The 14,739-nt window shown below is 66.6% G+C and carries 15 protein-coding genes; 7 read left to right on the plus strand and 8 right to left on the minus strand.

Annotation, left to right across the window (positions count from 1 at the left end; all coding sequences use genetic code 11):
- Positions 1-8: 8 nt before the first annotated feature.
- The gene (locus SRAA_RS09205; RefSeq protein ID WP_045532301.1) at positions 9-779 is read left to right on the plus strand and encodes a class II glutamine amidotransferase; all 771 of its coding nucleotides are present in this window, start codon (positions 9-11) and stop codon (positions 777-779) included.
- 11 nt (positions 780-790) lie between these two features.
- Here SRAA_RS09205 and gshB read toward each other — a convergent pair whose 3' ends face one another.
- From gshB to SRAA_RS09235, 6 genes are all read right to left on the minus strand, one after another.
- Positions 791-1,750, minus strand: a complete 960-nt coding sequence (gshB, locus tag SRAA_RS09210; protein WP_045532304.1) for a glutathione synthase — start codon at positions 1,748-1,750, stop codon at positions 791-793.
- The gene (gene gshA / locus SRAA_RS09215; protein WP_029462922.1) at positions 1,747-3,042 is read right to left on the minus strand and encodes a glutamate--cysteine ligase; all 1,296 of its coding nucleotides are present in this window, start codon (positions 3,040-3,042) and stop codon (positions 1,747-1,749) included. The genes gshB and gshA overlap by 4 nt, the downstream gene beginning before the upstream one ends.
- Positions 3,043-3,067: 25 nt before the next feature.
- Positions 3,068-4,972, minus strand: a complete 1,905-nt coding sequence (locus SRAA_RS09220; RefSeq protein ID WP_045476862.1) for a methyl-accepting chemotaxis protein — start codon at positions 4,970-4,972, stop codon at positions 3,068-3,070.
- Positions 4,973-5,059: 87 nt separating this feature from the next.
- A complete protein-coding gene (locus SRAA_RS09225) occupies positions 5,060-6,385 on the minus strand; it encodes a methyl-accepting chemotaxis protein (RefSeq protein WP_082040003.1) in 1,326 nt (441 codons plus the stop codon).
- Positions 6,382-6,900 carry a chemotaxis protein CheW gene (locus tag SRAA_RS09230; protein ID WP_045532306.1) on the minus strand — a complete coding sequence of 173 codons (519 nt, stop codon included), beginning with the start codon at positions 6,898-6,900 and terminating at the stop codon, positions 6,382-6,384. Before SRAA_RS09230 ends, SRAA_RS09225 begins: the two co-directional genes overlap by 4 nt.
- A 79-nt stretch (positions 6,901-6,979) precedes the next feature.
- Positions 6,980-7,525 (minus strand): adenine phosphoribosyltransferase, encoded by a 546-nt coding sequence (locus SRAA_RS09235; RefSeq protein ID WP_029462619.1) that lies wholly within the window; start codon positions 7,523-7,525, stop codon positions 6,980-6,982.
- Positions 7,526-7,606: 81 nt separating this feature from the next.
- Here SRAA_RS09235 and SRAA_RS09240 point away from each other — a divergent pair, with 81 nt between their 5' ends.
- From SRAA_RS09240 to lptC, 3 genes are read left to right on the plus strand one after another with little or no spacing between them, the layout of a single operon-like run.
- The gene (locus tag SRAA_RS09240) at positions 7,607-8,644 is read left to right on the plus strand and encodes a KpsF/GutQ family sugar-phosphate isomerase (RefSeq protein WP_045532307.1); all 1,038 of its coding nucleotides are present in this window, start codon (positions 7,607-7,609) and stop codon (positions 8,642-8,644) included.
- A gap of 14 nt (positions 8,645-8,658) precedes the next feature.
- Positions 8,659-9,273 carry a KdsC family phosphatase gene (locus SRAA_RS09245; RefSeq protein WP_045532309.1) on the plus strand — a complete coding sequence of 205 codons (615 nt, stop codon included), beginning with the start codon at positions 8,659-8,661 and terminating at the stop codon, positions 9,271-9,273.
- Positions 9,270-9,956: an LPS export ABC transporter periplasmic protein LptC gene (lptC, locus tag SRAA_RS09250; RefSeq protein ID WP_029462622.1), complete on the plus strand. Its 687-nt coding sequence runs from the start codon at positions 9,270-9,272 to the stop codon at positions 9,954-9,956. Before SRAA_RS09245 ends, lptC begins: the two co-directional genes overlap by 4 nt.
- Before the next feature lie 137 nt (positions 9,957-10,093).
- Here lptC and SRAA_RS09255 read toward each other — a convergent pair whose 3' ends face one another.
- Positions 10,094-10,534, minus strand: a complete 441-nt coding sequence (locus tag SRAA_RS09255; RefSeq protein ID WP_045532310.1) for an RNA recognition motif domain-containing protein — start codon at positions 10,532-10,534, stop codon at positions 10,094-10,096.
- Between the two features lie 359 nt (positions 10,535-10,893).
- On the opposite strand from SRAA_RS09255, the gene metX reads away from it, so the two are divergent.
- Positions 10,894-12,165, plus strand: a complete 1,272-nt coding sequence (gene metX, locus SRAA_RS09260) for a homoserine O-acetyltransferase MetX (protein WP_045532312.1) — start codon at positions 10,894-10,896, stop codon at positions 12,163-12,165.
- Complete coding sequence (metW, locus tag SRAA_RS09265; protein ID WP_034111852.1) at positions 12,162-12,746, plus strand: methionine biosynthesis protein MetW; 585 nt, start codon at positions 12,162-12,164, stop codon at positions 12,744-12,746. Before metX ends, metW begins: the two co-directional genes overlap by 4 nt.
- Here metW and SRAA_RS09270 read toward each other — a convergent pair.
- Entirely contained in the window at positions 12,736-13,374 is a 639-nt protein-coding gene (locus SRAA_RS09270; protein WP_045532315.1) for a TetR family transcriptional regulator, read from the minus strand. The genes metW and SRAA_RS09270 overlap by 11 nt on opposite strands.
- Before the next feature lie 131 nt (positions 13,375-13,505).
- Here SRAA_RS09270 and SRAA_RS09275 point away from each other — a divergent pair, with 131 nt between their 5' ends.
- Positions 13,506-14,732, plus strand: coding sequence for an efflux RND transporter periplasmic adaptor subunit (locus tag SRAA_RS09275; RefSeq protein ID WP_082040004.1), 1,227 nt, complete (start codon positions 13,506-13,508; stop codon positions 14,730-14,732).
- Positions 14,733-14,739 lie beyond the last annotated feature (7 nt).

The raw sequence follows: 14,739 nt of genomic DNA on the forward strand, positions 1-14,739 counted from the left end.
TAGCGCCCATGTGCCAACTGCTCGGACTCAACTGCGCCACCCCGACCGACGCCCAATTCAGCTTCAGCGGCCTGCGGCGCCGCGGCGGCGCCACCGACCACCACGGCGACGGCTGGGGCATCGCCTTTTTCGAGGGCAAGGGCCTGCGCCTGTTCGTGGATTGCGAGAGCGCGGCGCACTCGCCCATGGCCAACTTTTTGCGCCACTACCCGCTCAAGAGCACCCACATCATCGCCCATGTGCGCAAAGCCACCGAAGGCGCGGTGCGGCTCGAAAACACGCACCCTTTTTGCCGTGTGTTGTGGGGCCGCCACTGGGTTTTTGCGCACAACGGCGACCTGAAAAACTATCAGCCGCACCTGCACAGCCACTTTCATCCGGTGGGCGACACCGACAGCGAGCGCGCCTTTTGCTGGCTGCTGCAAGAGCTGGCCAAGTCGCACGCCAGCCTGCCCAGCGTGGCCGAGCTCACGCTCACGCTGCGCGAGCTGCTGCCCCAGGTGCGCGCCCACGGCAGCTTCAACTTTTTGCTCTCTAATGGCGAGGCGCTGTGGGCGCACTGCAGCACCCAGTTGCACTACCTGGTGCGCCAGCACCCGTTTTCGCACGCCACCCTAATGGACGAGGACTGGACCGTGAATTTTGCCGAAGTCAACCAGCCCGGCGACCGCGCCGCCGTCGTCGTCACCACGCCGCTGACGCGCGACGAGCGCTGGACCCCTTTCGCCGCCGGCGAGCTCAAGGTGTTTGTCGGCGGCTTGCCGCTGGCCGATGGGTGAAGCACCCGCCCCTACCCCAGCGCACGCTCCAGCGCATCCACAAACAAGGCCGCCACGTCGCAGCCGGTCTGGTCGGTGATTTCCTGAAAGCAGGTCGGGCTGGTGACGTTGATTTCGGTCACGCAGTCGCCAATCACGTCCAAGCCCACCAGCAGCAAGCCGCGCGCGGCCAGCTTGGGGCCGATGGCGCGGGCGATGGCCCAATCGCGCTCGCTCAAGGGCTGCGCCACCCCCTTGCCACCGGCAGCCAGGTTGCCGCGCACCTCGCCACCCTGCGGGATGCGCGCCAGGCAAAAAGGCACCGCCGCGCCGCCGATCAGCAGCACGCGCTTGTCGCCCTGCGCGATTTCGGGCAGGAAGCGCTGCACCATCATGGTGCACTGGCCGTGGCGGTTGAGCGTCTCGATGATCGCGCCCAAGTTCAGGCCATCGGGGCCGACGCGGAAAATCCCCATCCCACCCATGCCGTCGAGCGGTTTGAGGATGATGTCTTGTTGCTCGGCGTGAAAGGCGCGGATGGCGGCGGCAGAGCGCGTGACCAGCGTGGGCGGGGCGAACTCGGCAAACTCCAGCAGCGCCAGCTTTTCCGGGTGCTCGCGCAGCGCCTGCGGCCGGTTGAACACCCGCGCCCCCTCGCGCTCGGCCTGCTGCAGCAGGTGCGTGGCGTAGAAGTATTCGCTATCGAAGGGCGGGTCGGTGCGCATCAGCACCGCGTCGAAGTCGCGCAGGGCGGTGTCGGCGCTGGCGCACACGCGGTACCAGTCGGTGGCGTGGCCGGTGAGCTCGACAAACTGCACCCGCGCCTGCACCGCCGCGCCGCTGCGCCAGTGTAGGTCGGCCGCCGTGCACACCGCCAGCGCGTGGCCACGGCGCTGGCATTCGCGCAGCATGGCAAAGGTGCTGTCTTTGTGGATTTTGAAGCCCGGCAGCGGATCGGCCACGAACAGCAGCCGCTGCGCTGGGGCGCTCACACAAACTCCTCGGCCAGCGGGTCGGTGGCTTCGAGCTCGTAGCTGGCCGCCAGCATTGCCAGTCGGGCGATCACGCCGTAGAGGTAGAAGCGATTGGGCACGCTGGCCCCCGGTTTGTGGCCCGGTTGCGGCTGCTGCGCCCCTTTCTCGAAGGCCAGCGGCGCAAAGCTGGAGCCGGGGGCGTTGAGGTTTTCATCCACGCCGCGATCGGCGTGCACGCGGTAAAAACCGCCCACCACGTAGCGATCCATCATATAGACCACCGGCTCGGCCACGGCATCGTTGATGCGCTCGTGCGTCAGCACCCCTTCCTGGATGATCACGTCCGAGACCGGCTGCCCGTCTTTGATGACGGCCATCTTGTTCTTGGTCTTGCGGTTGAGCTCGTTGAGGTCGGAGGCGTCGCGCACCGTCATCACGCCCATGCCGTAGGTGCCGTTGTCGGCCTTGACGATCACGAAGGGCTTTTCGCGGATGCCGTACTCTTTGAACTTCTTTTTGATCTTTCCCAGCAGCGCATCCACATTGGTCTGCAAGCACTCCATCCCGGTGCCTTCGGCGAAGTTGACCTGACCGCAGTGGTTGAAGAGCGGGTTGATGAGCCACGGGTCCATGCCCAGCAGCTTGCCAAAGCGCTTGGCCACCCCTTCGTAGGCGGCAAAGTGCTGGCTTTTCTTGCGCACGTGCCAGCCCGCGTGCAGCGGCGGCAGCAGGTACTGCTCGTGCAAATCTTCCAAAATGCCGGGGACGCCGGCGCTTAGGTCGTTGTTGAGCAGCACCGTGCAGGGGTCGAAGTGCTTGAGCCCGACGCGCCGCCCCTGCCGCAGCAGCGGCTCGATGCGCACCTGCTCGCCGTTGGGCAAGTCGATGGTTACCGGCGACTTGAGCTCGGGGTTTAGCGAACCCAGCCGCACATTCAGGCCGGCTTGGTAAAAGATTTTCTGCAGCTGCGCCACGTTCATCAGGTAGAACATGTTGCGCGTGTGGTTCTCGGGCACCAGCAGCAGGTTTTTGGCTTCGGGGCAGATTTTTTCGATCGCCGCCATGGCCGCCTGCACCGCCAGCGGCAGCATTTCGGGCGTGAGGTTGTTCCAGCCGCCGGGGAACAGGTTGGTGTCCACCGGGGCCAGCTTAAAGCCCGCGTTGCGAATATCGACCGAGCTGTAAAACGGCGGCGTGTGCTCCATCCATTCGAGCCGAAACCAGCGCTCGATGACGGGGGTGGATTCGAGCACGCGCTGCTCGAGTTCATTGATGGGGCCAGTCAGGGCCGTGACGAGATGTGGAACCATGGCCCGACTTTAACCGAACCGGGTTTCAAAAACTCTCCCACTCGCCCTCGGCGTTGTCGGCTGGCTTGGCGCTGGCTTTGGCGCTGCTGCGGTTGGGCAGGGCCTTGGTTGCCGATGCCATCGGGGCCGCTTGGGATGGCGGTGCGGTGCGGGGTGCTGGTTGGGCCTTGGCGGCCGCCGACGCTGCAGCGGGCAGGGCCTTGGCTGAAGCGCTCGGGTGTGCCTGTGGCTTGGGCAGCGGAGCGCTTGCGGCGGGCCTGAAACCGTCTGAGCGGCGTGCGGCGGCAGGGGCATAGGGGCTGGAACGGGCTGGGGTCGCACCTTTGGCCACTGCAGCCGCAGCGGGTGGACGTGTGCGTGGCGCAAGGGCGCCTGCCGGCACCGCTGGATTGCTTTGCGCACCGGTGCGGAAGGTGCCGATGGCCTCGGCCAGCCGCGCCGCCTGCTCGCGCAGGCTCTCGGAGGCTGCTGCGCTTTGCTCGACCAGCGCCGCGTTTTGCTGCGTCATTTGGTCAAGCTGGTTCACCGCCACGTTGACCTGCCCAATGCCATCGCTTTGCTCGGCGGCGGCGGCCGTGATTTCGCCGATGATGTCGCTCACGCGCTGCACGCTGCCCACGATCTCGTCCATGGTGGCGCCGGCCTCTTGCACCAAGCGGCTGCCGTTTTGCACCTTTTCTACGCTGGCCCCGATCAGGTCTTTGATCTCTTTGGCCGCTTGCGCGCTGCGCCCGGCCAGGCTGCGCACTTCGGTGGCCACCACCGCAAAGCCGCGCCCTTGCTCACCGGCGCGCGCCGCTTCCACCGCCGCATTGAGCGCCAAGATATTGGTCTGAAAGGCAATGCCGTCGATCACGCTGATGATGTCGCTGATGCGCTGGCTGCTGCTGCTGATGTCGTTCATGGTGTGCACCACCTGCCCCACCACGGCGCCGCCTTTTTGTGCCACTTGCGCCGCGCTGGCGGCCAACTGGTTGGCTTGGCGCGCCGAATCCGCTGTCTGCTTGACCGTGGCCGTGAGCTGCTCCATGCTGGAGGCGGTTTCTTCGAGGTTGCTGGCGGCTTGCTCGGTGCGCCGGCTCAAGTCTTGGTTGCCGTTGGCGATTTCTTCGGATGCGGTTCCAATGCTGTCGTTGGCCTGGCGCACTTTGCCAACGATGTCGAGCAAAGACACCTTCATGGCTGCCAATGCCCGCAACAAATCGCCCAGCTCATCGGTGCGGTTGCTGGTTACGCTGCGCGTCAAATCCCCTTGGGCCACCGCTTGCGCCAACTCCACCGCTTGTTGAATCGGGGCGCCGATCGAGCGCCCGATGCGCCACGCCAACAGCACAGAAATGAGCAGAGCCGCCACAAAAAGCACCCCAACCAACAGGTACAGGGCTCGGAATTCGGCCTGAATCTGCGCCTGCAACGCCGCCATCGACGCCAACTCACCATCGACCAGCGCCTGCGTGACCTCCACGTAGCGGTTGGTGACGGGCAAAAACTGGCTCTCGATCAGCGCCCGTGCGGCGGCATCGTCGCCGGCGGCCTTGAGCTGGTTGACGGCATCGCGGGCAGCCAGCCACTGCGTGCGCACTTCGCCCACCACGCCGGCGCGCTGCAGCGAGTCGGCGTCTCCCTCAGCCAGTGCCAAGAATTCCGTTTGGGTGGCGGTGGTGTCGCGCGAGGTTTGGGCCATGGCAGCGCGAAAAAACTCGAGCACCTCGGTGCCCGGCGACACCGCCACCGCCAGCGAGCGTGCTGAATTTTGGCGTATGTGGGCCAGCCATTCACTGGCCAGCTCCAGCTTGCTGGCTTTGACCCGCATTTGCTGGCTCAAGTCACGCACCAGCTCTGCCTTCCAGACCGTGGCCGCCAACACCACCGCGAAAATCAGCAAAATACCGGCAAAGGCGCCATTCAGGCGCCTGCGGACAGTTCCCATCAGGCCCCGGCTTGAAGGTTGTGAATCGAATTTATCGCTGTTCATCATAAAAATCCATTAAATATTTCAATTCAAGGTCGAGCAAATTCAGCGCGTTCGGGCCGTCAAACGCCGCTCCGCCCCTTGATAGGACGCGGCCCTGCCATGCCCTCGGGTGGCCGTCGGCTGCAGCGGCGGGTGCATGGGGTGTGCCGCATCGGGCAGCCGAAACACCGCCACCAGCTCGCTCAGCCGCTGCGCCTGCTCGCGCAAGGCCTGCGCCGCCGCCGCGCTTTGCTCCACCAGCGCCGCGTTTTGCTGCGTCATCTGATCGAGCTCAGAAACCGCGCCATTGACGGCCGACAGGCCGCTGGCCTGCTCGCCGCTGGCGCTGCTGATCTCGGATATGAAAGCCGATACTTTTTGCGCGTTGGCCACGATCTCTCGGATATTGGCACCCGCTTGGTGCACCAGTTGCGAGCCCGCCCCGACCTTCTCGACGCTGGCGCCGATGAGCTGCTTGATCTCGCGCGCCGCCGCGGCGCTGCGCCCGGCCAGCGAGCGCACCTCGGTGGCCACCACGGCAAAGCCGCGCCCGGCCTCACCGGCGCGCGCCGCTTCCACCGCCGCGTTGAGGGCCAGAATGTTGGTTTGAAAGGCAATGCCGTCGATCACGCCGATGATGTCGTGAATCTTCTGGCTGCTCTGGTTGATCTCGTCCATGGTGCGCACCACCTGGCCCACCACGGTGCCGCCGCGTTCGGCCACCTTGGCGTTGTCTTGCGCCATGCCCAGCGCAGCGTGCGCGGCCTGGCTGGACTGCTGCACCGCAGCCGTGATCTGGTCCATGCTGGAGGCGGTTTGCTGCAAGTTGCCCGCCGTTTGTTCGGTGCGGTCGCTCAGGTCTTGGTTGCCGCTGGCGATTTCGCCGCTGGCTTGGCGGATGCTCTCGGCGGCTAGGCGCACCTCACCCACGGTGCGCGCCAGCGAGGCCTGCATATCGGCCAGATTGCGCATCAGTTGGGCCAGTTCGTCGTTCCCGCTCAGGTCGGGCTGGGTGCCAAGGTCGCCGCGCGCGATCGCCACCGCCAGCCCTTGCGCCTGCTCCAGCGGCCGCGTGATGCTCACCATATTGAGCAGTGTCGAAGGCAAAACGATCAGCAGCGCCAAGCCCAGCACCGCCAAAAACAGGCCCAAAGCCCAGCCACTGGTGTTGGCAGAGCGCTGCGCCAGCGCCTCCAAGGCTGCGCGTGCAGCCGGCTCCTGTGCGCCTTGCTGCGCCAACTGCAGCAGCTCGGCTTGGACCGCACCCAGACTTTGCATACCCCACCAGCCCACCGCCCCCAGCAGCAGCAACAAAGCAAATACCACTCCAATGGCACCCACCATGCGCAAGCGTATGGAGAAACGGCGCATCAGGGCGGTAGCGCTCATGCGCCGCTCCGGGCATCGATCAGGCCCATGTCGGCGCTGGCCATGAGGGCCTCGATGTCCATCAAAATCAGCATGCGCTCGTTGACGCTGGCAATGCCGGTGATGAAGGAGGTATCCACCGCCGCATTGGCCATGTCGGGCGCCGGACGGATCTGGTCGCGCGCCAGCTCCAGCACGTCCGAGACCGAATCGACCACCGCCCCCACCACCCGGCCCTTGACGTTGAGCACGATCACCACCGTAAAGCCGTTGTATTCCACCTTTTCGCAGCCGAGCTTGATGCGCAAGTCCACCACCGGCACGATCACGCCGCGCAGATTGACCACGCCCTTGAGGTGCGGCGGTGAGTTGGCGATGCGCGTGGGTTCCTCGAAGGAACGGATTTCCTGCACACGCAAGATGTCGATCCCGTACTCCTCGGCACCGAGCCGAAAACTAAGAAATTCGACGCTGCCGCCAGCGGCACCTGTAGAACCGGACTTGGCTTGGGAGGGTGATTGCTCAAAGGTATTCATGCAAACTCCATAAAATGATGGCAATATAGCAAAAATTCAAGACGATGGCATGTCGTAGCCGGGATTTTTTAAAACACATTCAGCCGTTGTCGAATTCGACCAAGGTGTGCAAGGCCAAGCCGTTGTCGCGCAAGCGCTGCATCCCCCCCAGACTGGGCAGCGCCACGATCGCCGCGCCCTCGAGCACGTGGGCACCGAGCTTTTCCAGCAAGCGCTTGCCCGCCAGCATGGTGCCGCCGGTGGCGATCAGGTCGTCGATCAGCAGCACCCGTTCGCCCGCCTGCACCGCGTCGGCGTGCAGCTCCACGGTGGCGCTGCCGTATTCCAGCTCGTAGCTTTCCTGCACCGTGGTGTAGGGCAGTTTGCCCTTTTTGCGAATCGGCACGAACCCTAGCCCCAGTTCATAAGCCAGCACGGCACCGATGATGAAGCCGCGTGCGTCCAGCCCCGCCACCACGTCGGGGCGCAGACCGCGCACCATATAGCGGTGCACAAAGGCATCGATCAAGACCCGAAACACCTTCGGGTCTTGCAGCAGCGGCGTGATGTCGCGAAATTGCACCCCCGGGGCGGGCCAGTCGGGCACGGTGCGGATGTGGGCCTTGAGGTAAGCGGATGTATCCATTGAAGCATTATGACTGCTACAGTGCCCGCTAGGCCGCCTTCTGCGCCCTGCTGCCGACGGGGTTGGGTTGATAATGCGGTCATGGCTTCGACACCCCCCCTCGCCACCCCCGCTGCCCAACCCGATCCCGCACCCGCCAACGCCCCGGCCACCGCCCAGCGCCTGCTGCAACTGGCGCGCGAGACGCTGCTCATCGAGGCGCAGGCGCTGCACGACATGGCGGCCCGGCTCGATGGCCGCTTTGCCGAGGCGGTGCTGCGCATGCTGGCCTGCCGCGGCCGCGTGGTGGTGAGCGGAATGGGCAAGAGCGGGCACGTAGGGCGCAAGATCGCCGCCACCCTGGCCTCCACCGGCACCCCGGCGCTGTTCATGCACCCGGGCGAAGCCAGCCACGGCGACTTGGGCATGATCACCAGCGCCGATGTGCTGCTGGCCATCAGCAACAGCGGCGAGAGCGAGGAGCTGAGCGCCATTTTGCCCCTGATCAAACGCATGGGCGTGCCGCTGCTGGCCATGACCGGCCGCCCAGACTCCAACCTCGGCCGCCACGCCGACGTGCTGCTCGACACCAGCGTGGCCAAAGAAGCCTGCCCGCACAACCTGGCCCCCACCGCCAGCACCACGGCGCAACTGGCCATGGGCGACGCGCTGGCGGTCGCGTTGCTCGACGCTCGCGGCTTCAAGGCCGAAGACTTTGCCCGCTCGCACCCCGGCGGCGCGCTCGGGCGCAAGCTGCTCACCCTGGTGGCCGACGTGATGCGCCCAGCCGAGCAGGCCCCGCGCGTGGGCCTGCAAGCCAGCCTGCCCGAGCTCATGCGCGAGATCAGCGCCAAAGGGCTGGGCGCCACCGCCGTGGTCGACGCCGACGGGGTGCCGGTCGGCATCTTCACTGACGGCGACTTGCGCCGCCTGATCGAGCGCGGCGCCGACCTGCAAAGCCTCACCGCCGCGCTGGTGATGCACCCGACCCCGCACACCGTGCGCCCGCAGGCGCTGGCGGTCGAAGCGGCCGAGCGCATGGAGACGCACCGCATCACCAGCGTGCTGGTGGTCGATGAAGCGGGGCGCCTGTGCGGCGCCCTCAACAGCCACGACCTGATGCGCGCCAAGGTCATTTAATCCCCCGCTCCCCCATGCCCAGCCCACCCGATACCCTACGGCCGCCGCCGTCAACGCCCCTGGGCGCGCCCGCCCTGCCCGCCCTGCTCCCAACGCTCGGTTTCGACCCGGCCCTGTTGCTGCGCGCCCAAGGCATACGGGTGGTGTTGTTCGACATCGACGGCGTGCTCACCGACGCCGGCCTGTACTTTAGCGAAGCGGGCGAGACCCTCAAGCGCTTTCACAGCCTCGACGGCCACGGCATCAAACTGCTGCAACGCGCCGGCATCGTGGTGGCGGTGGTGAGCGGGCGCGACTCGGCGCCCTTGCGCACGCGCTTGCAGGCGCTGGGTGTGACGCATTTGCGGCTCGGCCACGAAAACAAGCGGCCTGCCGCCGAAGCCCTCTTGGCCGAACTGGGCCTGGGCTGGCACGAAGCCGCCGCCATGGGCGACGACTGGCCCGACTTGCCCTTGCTGCGCCGCTGCGCCTTGGCCGTCGCGCCGCCCAACGCCCACCCCGAGGTGTTGCGGCTGGCGCACCACGTCACCACCCGACCGGGTGGACAAGGCGCGGCGCGCGAACTGTGCGACCTGCTGCTGGTGGCCAGCGGCCAGTACGCCCGCCTGTTGCAGGAGGCCGGTGCTTGACTGCCCGCGCCAACTTGGGGCCACTGCCCGCAACCGCGCCGGCTGCGGCGCTGCGGCGGCATTCGGCGCGCGCGCTCAAGCGCGCCTGGGATCAGGCCTCGCTGTACCTGCCGGTGATATTGATGGGTTTGTTGGCGCTTGGGAGTTACTGGATCATTGGTCGCAGCCCCGCGCCAGCCGAACCGGCTGCAGCACGCGCCCCAGTGCAAGGCCCCGGCGCCACCATGCAGGATTTTTTGTTGCGTGACTTTGACGCTGACGGGCAGTTGCTGCTAAAAATCGAAGGGCGTCAACTGCACCATTACCCGGGCCAGGCGCAACTGGTGGTCGAGCAGGTGCGCATGCAGCAGCGCGACGTCCAGGGCCAGCTCAATTTCTTGCAAGCCGACCGCCTCGAGAGCAGCACCGATCGGACCGTGCACCGGCTCAGTGGCAACGTGGTGCTGCAACGGCCAGCCCGTGCGGCCACAACCACTCAGGCTGCCGCGCCGGCAGAGGAATTTCGCAGCCAGGCGCTGACCCTCTACACCCAAGCCCACCGGATTGAATCGGACCAGCCGGTAGAAATTTTGCGCGGCCCCCACCACCTGCGCGCCCAGCGCATGCGCTACGACCAGCAGACCGGGCGGCTCGAGTTGCAGGGTCAGGTGCGCGCCACGCTGGCGCCTGCCTCGGCGAGCTAAACCGCTAGTCTCGCCAAACACCCCGCCCACAACTCTTTTGGACCCATAAAAAACTCAACCCCGCAGGCCAATGGCATGCGGGGTTGAGTGCTGGCTTTGCTTGAGCGGGTTATGGGCTCAAGCCGTCAGGGGTGCGATCAGTAGCCGCGGCCACCGCCGCCGCCTTCACGACGGCCACCACCACCGCCGCCGCCGCCGCCACCGTAGGGGCTGCGGAACTGGCCTTCGCCGCCGCCTTCACGACGGCCACCGCCGCCGCCGCCACCACCGTAGCCGCCGCCACCACCGCCACCACCAAAGCCGCCGCCACCGCTACGGGGCGGGCGCGACTCCATCGGGCGCGCTTCGTTGACCACCAAGCTGCGGCCACCCAGCGACTGGCCATTCATGCCCTCGATCGCCGATTGGGCGTCCGAGTCGCTGCCCATTTCTACGAAACCAAAGCCTTTGGAGCGACCGGTGTCGCGCTCCATCATGACTTTGGCGCTGCTCACTTGGCCGAATTCGCCAAAAGCCTTCTGCAGATCCTCGTCGCGCACCGTGTAGGGAAGATTGCCGACGTACAGTTTGTTGCCCATTGAACCGGGACTCCTGAAAACACAAAAAAACAATAGCGATGGACACCCCGTTGGCACGAAGAAAGCACTTGGCTGGCTGCAGTGGCACGCGAAACTGACCGATCACCTGAAATGCGTGGCAACACCCATGAGTGAGCCGCGCCTAGCTATTATGCGCTGCCGGGCTGGAATGGCAAGTGTTTTCTGGCCTCGACAGCCCGAAAATCGGGAAAGCCCTGGTACAAAGGGCGTTGCGCGCCCACTATTGCTCGCTTTCGTTGCTGGCTCGCAACAGCGCCCGCCCATCCCCTATACTTTGGCGATGCCGCTCCTCTGCCCATCAACCTGCGGCCTGCGCCACACAGCCCCGTGATAGCCCCGTGATCGCCACCCCACAAACGCTGCATTTTGATGACCCACTGCCCTTGAGCAGCGGCGCGCAGTTGCCCGCCTTCGACCTGGTCTATGAGACCTACGGCCAGCTCAACGCCGCGCGCTCCAACGCCGTGCTGGTGTGTCACGCCCTCAACGCCAGCCACCACGTGGCCGGCCGCCACGCCGACGCCAACGGCGCCCCCATTCCCAAAAGCGAAGGCTGGTGGGACAACCTCATCGGCCCCGGCAAGCCCATCGACACCGAGCGCTGGTTCGTCATCGGCGTCAACAACCTCGGCTCCTGCTTTGGCAGCACCGGGCCCACGCACCTGAATCCGGCCACCGGTCAGCCTTGGGGCGCCGACTTCCCGGTGGTCACGGTCGAGGATTGGGTCAATGCCCAAGCGCGCTTGCTCGACGCGCTGGGCATCGAGCAACTCGCGGCCGTGATCGGCGGCAGCTTGGGCGGCATGCAGGCGCTGTCGTGGACGCTGCAATACCCACGGCGCGTGCGCCATGCGGTGGTGGTGGCCAGCGCGCCCAACCTCACGGCCGAAAACATCGCGTTCAACGAAGTGGCGCGGCGCGCCATCGTCACCGACCCCGACTTCCACAGCGGCCACTACCTGCGCCACGGCACCAAGCCGCGCCGGGGCTTGCGCATCGCGCGCATGATCGGCCACATCACCTACCTGAGCGACGATGTGATGAACGAGAAGTTTGGCCGCCGCCTGCAGGCCTTGGCCGATCTCACCCATGCCGCCGGCGCCTCCAAACCCTCAGACTCCACCGACGCCCCCGACCCCGCCACGCTCGATGCGCTCGAGCGCCTGGCCTACCGCTACAGCACGCAAGAGGTCGAGTTCCAGATCGAGAGCTACCTGCGCCACCAAGGCAACAAGTTCAGCGACTACTTCGACGCCAACACCTACCTGCTCATCACCCGGGCGCTGGACTATTTCGACCCGGCGCGCGACTACGACGGGCACTTAAGCGCGGCACTGGCGCGCACCGAGGCGCGTTTTTTGCTCATCAGCTTCAGCACCGACTGGCGCTTTGCCCCGGCGCGCTCGCGCGAGATCGTCAAGGCGCTGCTGGACAACAAGCGCGACGTGAGCTACGCCGAGATCGACGCGCCGCACGGCCACGACGCCTTTTTGCTCGACGACCCGCGCTACCACGCCGCCGTGCGCAGCTACTTCGAGCAGCAAATCGCCCCCACCCTGGGGCTGGCGGGGGCCGGGCTGGGGCAACACAGCGGGCGGGCCACCCCATGAGCGACCGCCTGCTGCTGGAATCCATCGCCCGCCTCGTGCCCACGGGCGCGCGCGTGCTCGATCTGGGCTGTGGCGACGGCGCCTTGCTCGCGCACCTGCGCCAGCACCGGGGTTGCAGCGGCTACGGCGTCGAGATCGACGACGCCAAGGTGCAGCTGTGCCTGCGCCGCGGCATCAACGTGCTGCAGCTCAACCTCGAAGACGGGCTGGCGATGTTCGAAGACGACAGCTTCGACCTGGTGCTGCAGATCGACACCCTGCAACACCTGCGCAACACCGAAGTCATGCTGCGCGAGACCGCGCGCGTGGGCCGCGCCGCCATCGTCGCCTTTCCCAACTTTGCCCACTGGCCCAACCGCTTGCGCGTGCTGCAAGGCCGTATGCCGGTAACCAAACGCCTGCCCTACCAGTGGTACGACACGCCCAACATCCGTGTCGGCACCTACACCGACTTCGAGGTGCTGGCGCAGCGCTTGGGGTTGCATGTGAGCGACTGCTTTGGCCTGCACGAGGGGCGCGAACTGCGCTGGGCCCCCAACTGGCGCGCCAGCACCGCCGTGTTTAAGCTGCTCAAGGGTTGAGCAAGTCGTCGAGCCCCAAGCCGCGGAAAAACACGCGCAGCGTCTGCTCTCCCAGCTGCTGCAAATCGAAGCGGCTGCGGTCGATCAGCCAGTTGGATATCAGCCCGTCGAACACCACAAACAGGGCTTCGGCGGCCTGATCGGCGGGCATGGGCAGGGCGCGTCCGGTGGCGGCGCACACCGCCTCCAGCACCTGCTGCGTCTGCGCAACGGCCTGCTGCAGGCACTCGCGGCGGCGCTCAAACACCGCAGCGAGCTCGGAAACGAACTCGATCTTAAGGGTGGCAATGGCAAACACGCGCTGCGTGCGCGCATCGTGCACCGTCGCGCTCAGGGCGCCCAACAGGGCCGCATACAGGTCGCGCAAGCGCAGCAGCGCGTCCACCCCTTGCCGGTCGAGGTCGGCAAAGGCCTGCTCCAGCGGCAGCGTGGCGCGCTCCATCATGGCGTTGAAGAGCTCGGCCTTGTCTTTGAAGTGCCAGTAAATCGCCCCCCGGGTGGCACCGGCCGCCGCCGCGATCTCGTGCAGCGGGGTGCGCGACACGCCGCGCTCGAGAAACAGCAGCTCGGCCGCGTCGAGCAAGCGCTGGCGGGTGAGTTCGGCTTCGGCTTTGGTTTTGCGGGGCATGTCTGGCGGCGGTGTGGCGGCTATTTTAGCCGAGGTCGGGCGATTTTCACATACATACGTACATGTTTGGATGTATATTACGGCGCTGTCGCATTGGCTTTCCCTTGTTTACACCCGTTCACCCCATCCCCATGCCCGCCTCCACCCACCGCTTGCGTGCACCGGCGCGCCCTTTTTTCCCCACCCCCACCTCGACACCCACTGCGCGCTGGCTGGCGCTGGGGCTGCTGGGGCTGCTCGGCTTGGCCCTGTCGGGCTGCAGCGAAACCGCCTCTGCGCCCGGGGCCGCCGCCGCACCGCCCGCACCCGAAGTGGCGGTGATCGAGGTGCAAAGTGCCGCCACGGCGCTGACAGTCGAATTGCCCGGGCGCCTCGAAGCGCAGCGCACGGCCCAGGTGCGGGCCCGCACCAGCGGCATCGTGCAGCAGCGGCTGTTCACCGAAGGCAGCCAAGTGCGCGCCGGCCAGGTGCTGTTTCGCATCGACCCCGCCAGCGCCGACGCCGCCCTAGCCAGCGCCCGCGCCCAGCAGAGCCGGGCCGAAGCCCAGCTCAGCCAAGCGCGGTCGGTGCTGGAGCGCAACCGCCCGCTGGCGGCCGAGCAAGCCATCAGCCAGCAAGAGTTGGTCAACGCCGAAATCGGGCTCAAGCTGGCCCAAGCCGAGCTCGAGCAAGCCCAGGCGGCGGTGCAAACGGCGCGCATCCAGCGCAGCCATGCCGACGTAACGGCCCCGATCGCGGGCCGCGTGGGCCGCGCCCTGGTGAGCGAAGGGGCGCTGGTGGGCCAAGGCGACGCCACCCCCATGGCGCTGATTCAGCAGACCGACTCGCTCTACGTCAACTTCACCCGCAGCGCCACCGAGGTGCTGGCGCTTCAGCGCGCCTTGCAAGGCGGCCAGCAGCAGCGCGCCAGCGCCGCAGCCGCCCAGGTAACGCTGGTGCTCGAAGACGGCAGCCTGCACCCGCACCCCGGGCGCCTGCTGTTTACCGACCTCAATGCAGACCCCAGCAGCGGCCAAGTGACGCTGCGCGCCGTGGTGCCCAACCCAGACGGCCTGCTCATGCCGGGCCTGTTTGTGCGCGTGCGGCTGGCACAAACCCAAGCGGCGGCGGTGGCGCTGCCGCTGCAAGCGCTGCAGCACGGCCCCGCTGGGGCACACGTTTTGATCGTCGATGCGTCCGACCAAGTGGCTATGCGCCCGGTGCAAGTAGGGCCTACGGAGCGCGGGCAGGTGCTGGTGCTCTCTGGCCTGACCAGCGGCGAGCGCGTGCTCGTCGAAGGCTTTCAGCGCGCAGCCCCTGGTGCCACGGTGCGCCCAGTGCCCTGGCAGGCTCCGGCAGCGCCAGCCACCTCACGCTAAAGCACAG

It is taken from the genome of Serpentinimonas raichei, from assembly GCF_000828895.1.
Classification (GTDB): Bacteria; Pseudomonadota; Gammaproteobacteria; order Burkholderiales; family Burkholderiaceae_C; genus Serpentinimonas; species Serpentinimonas raichei.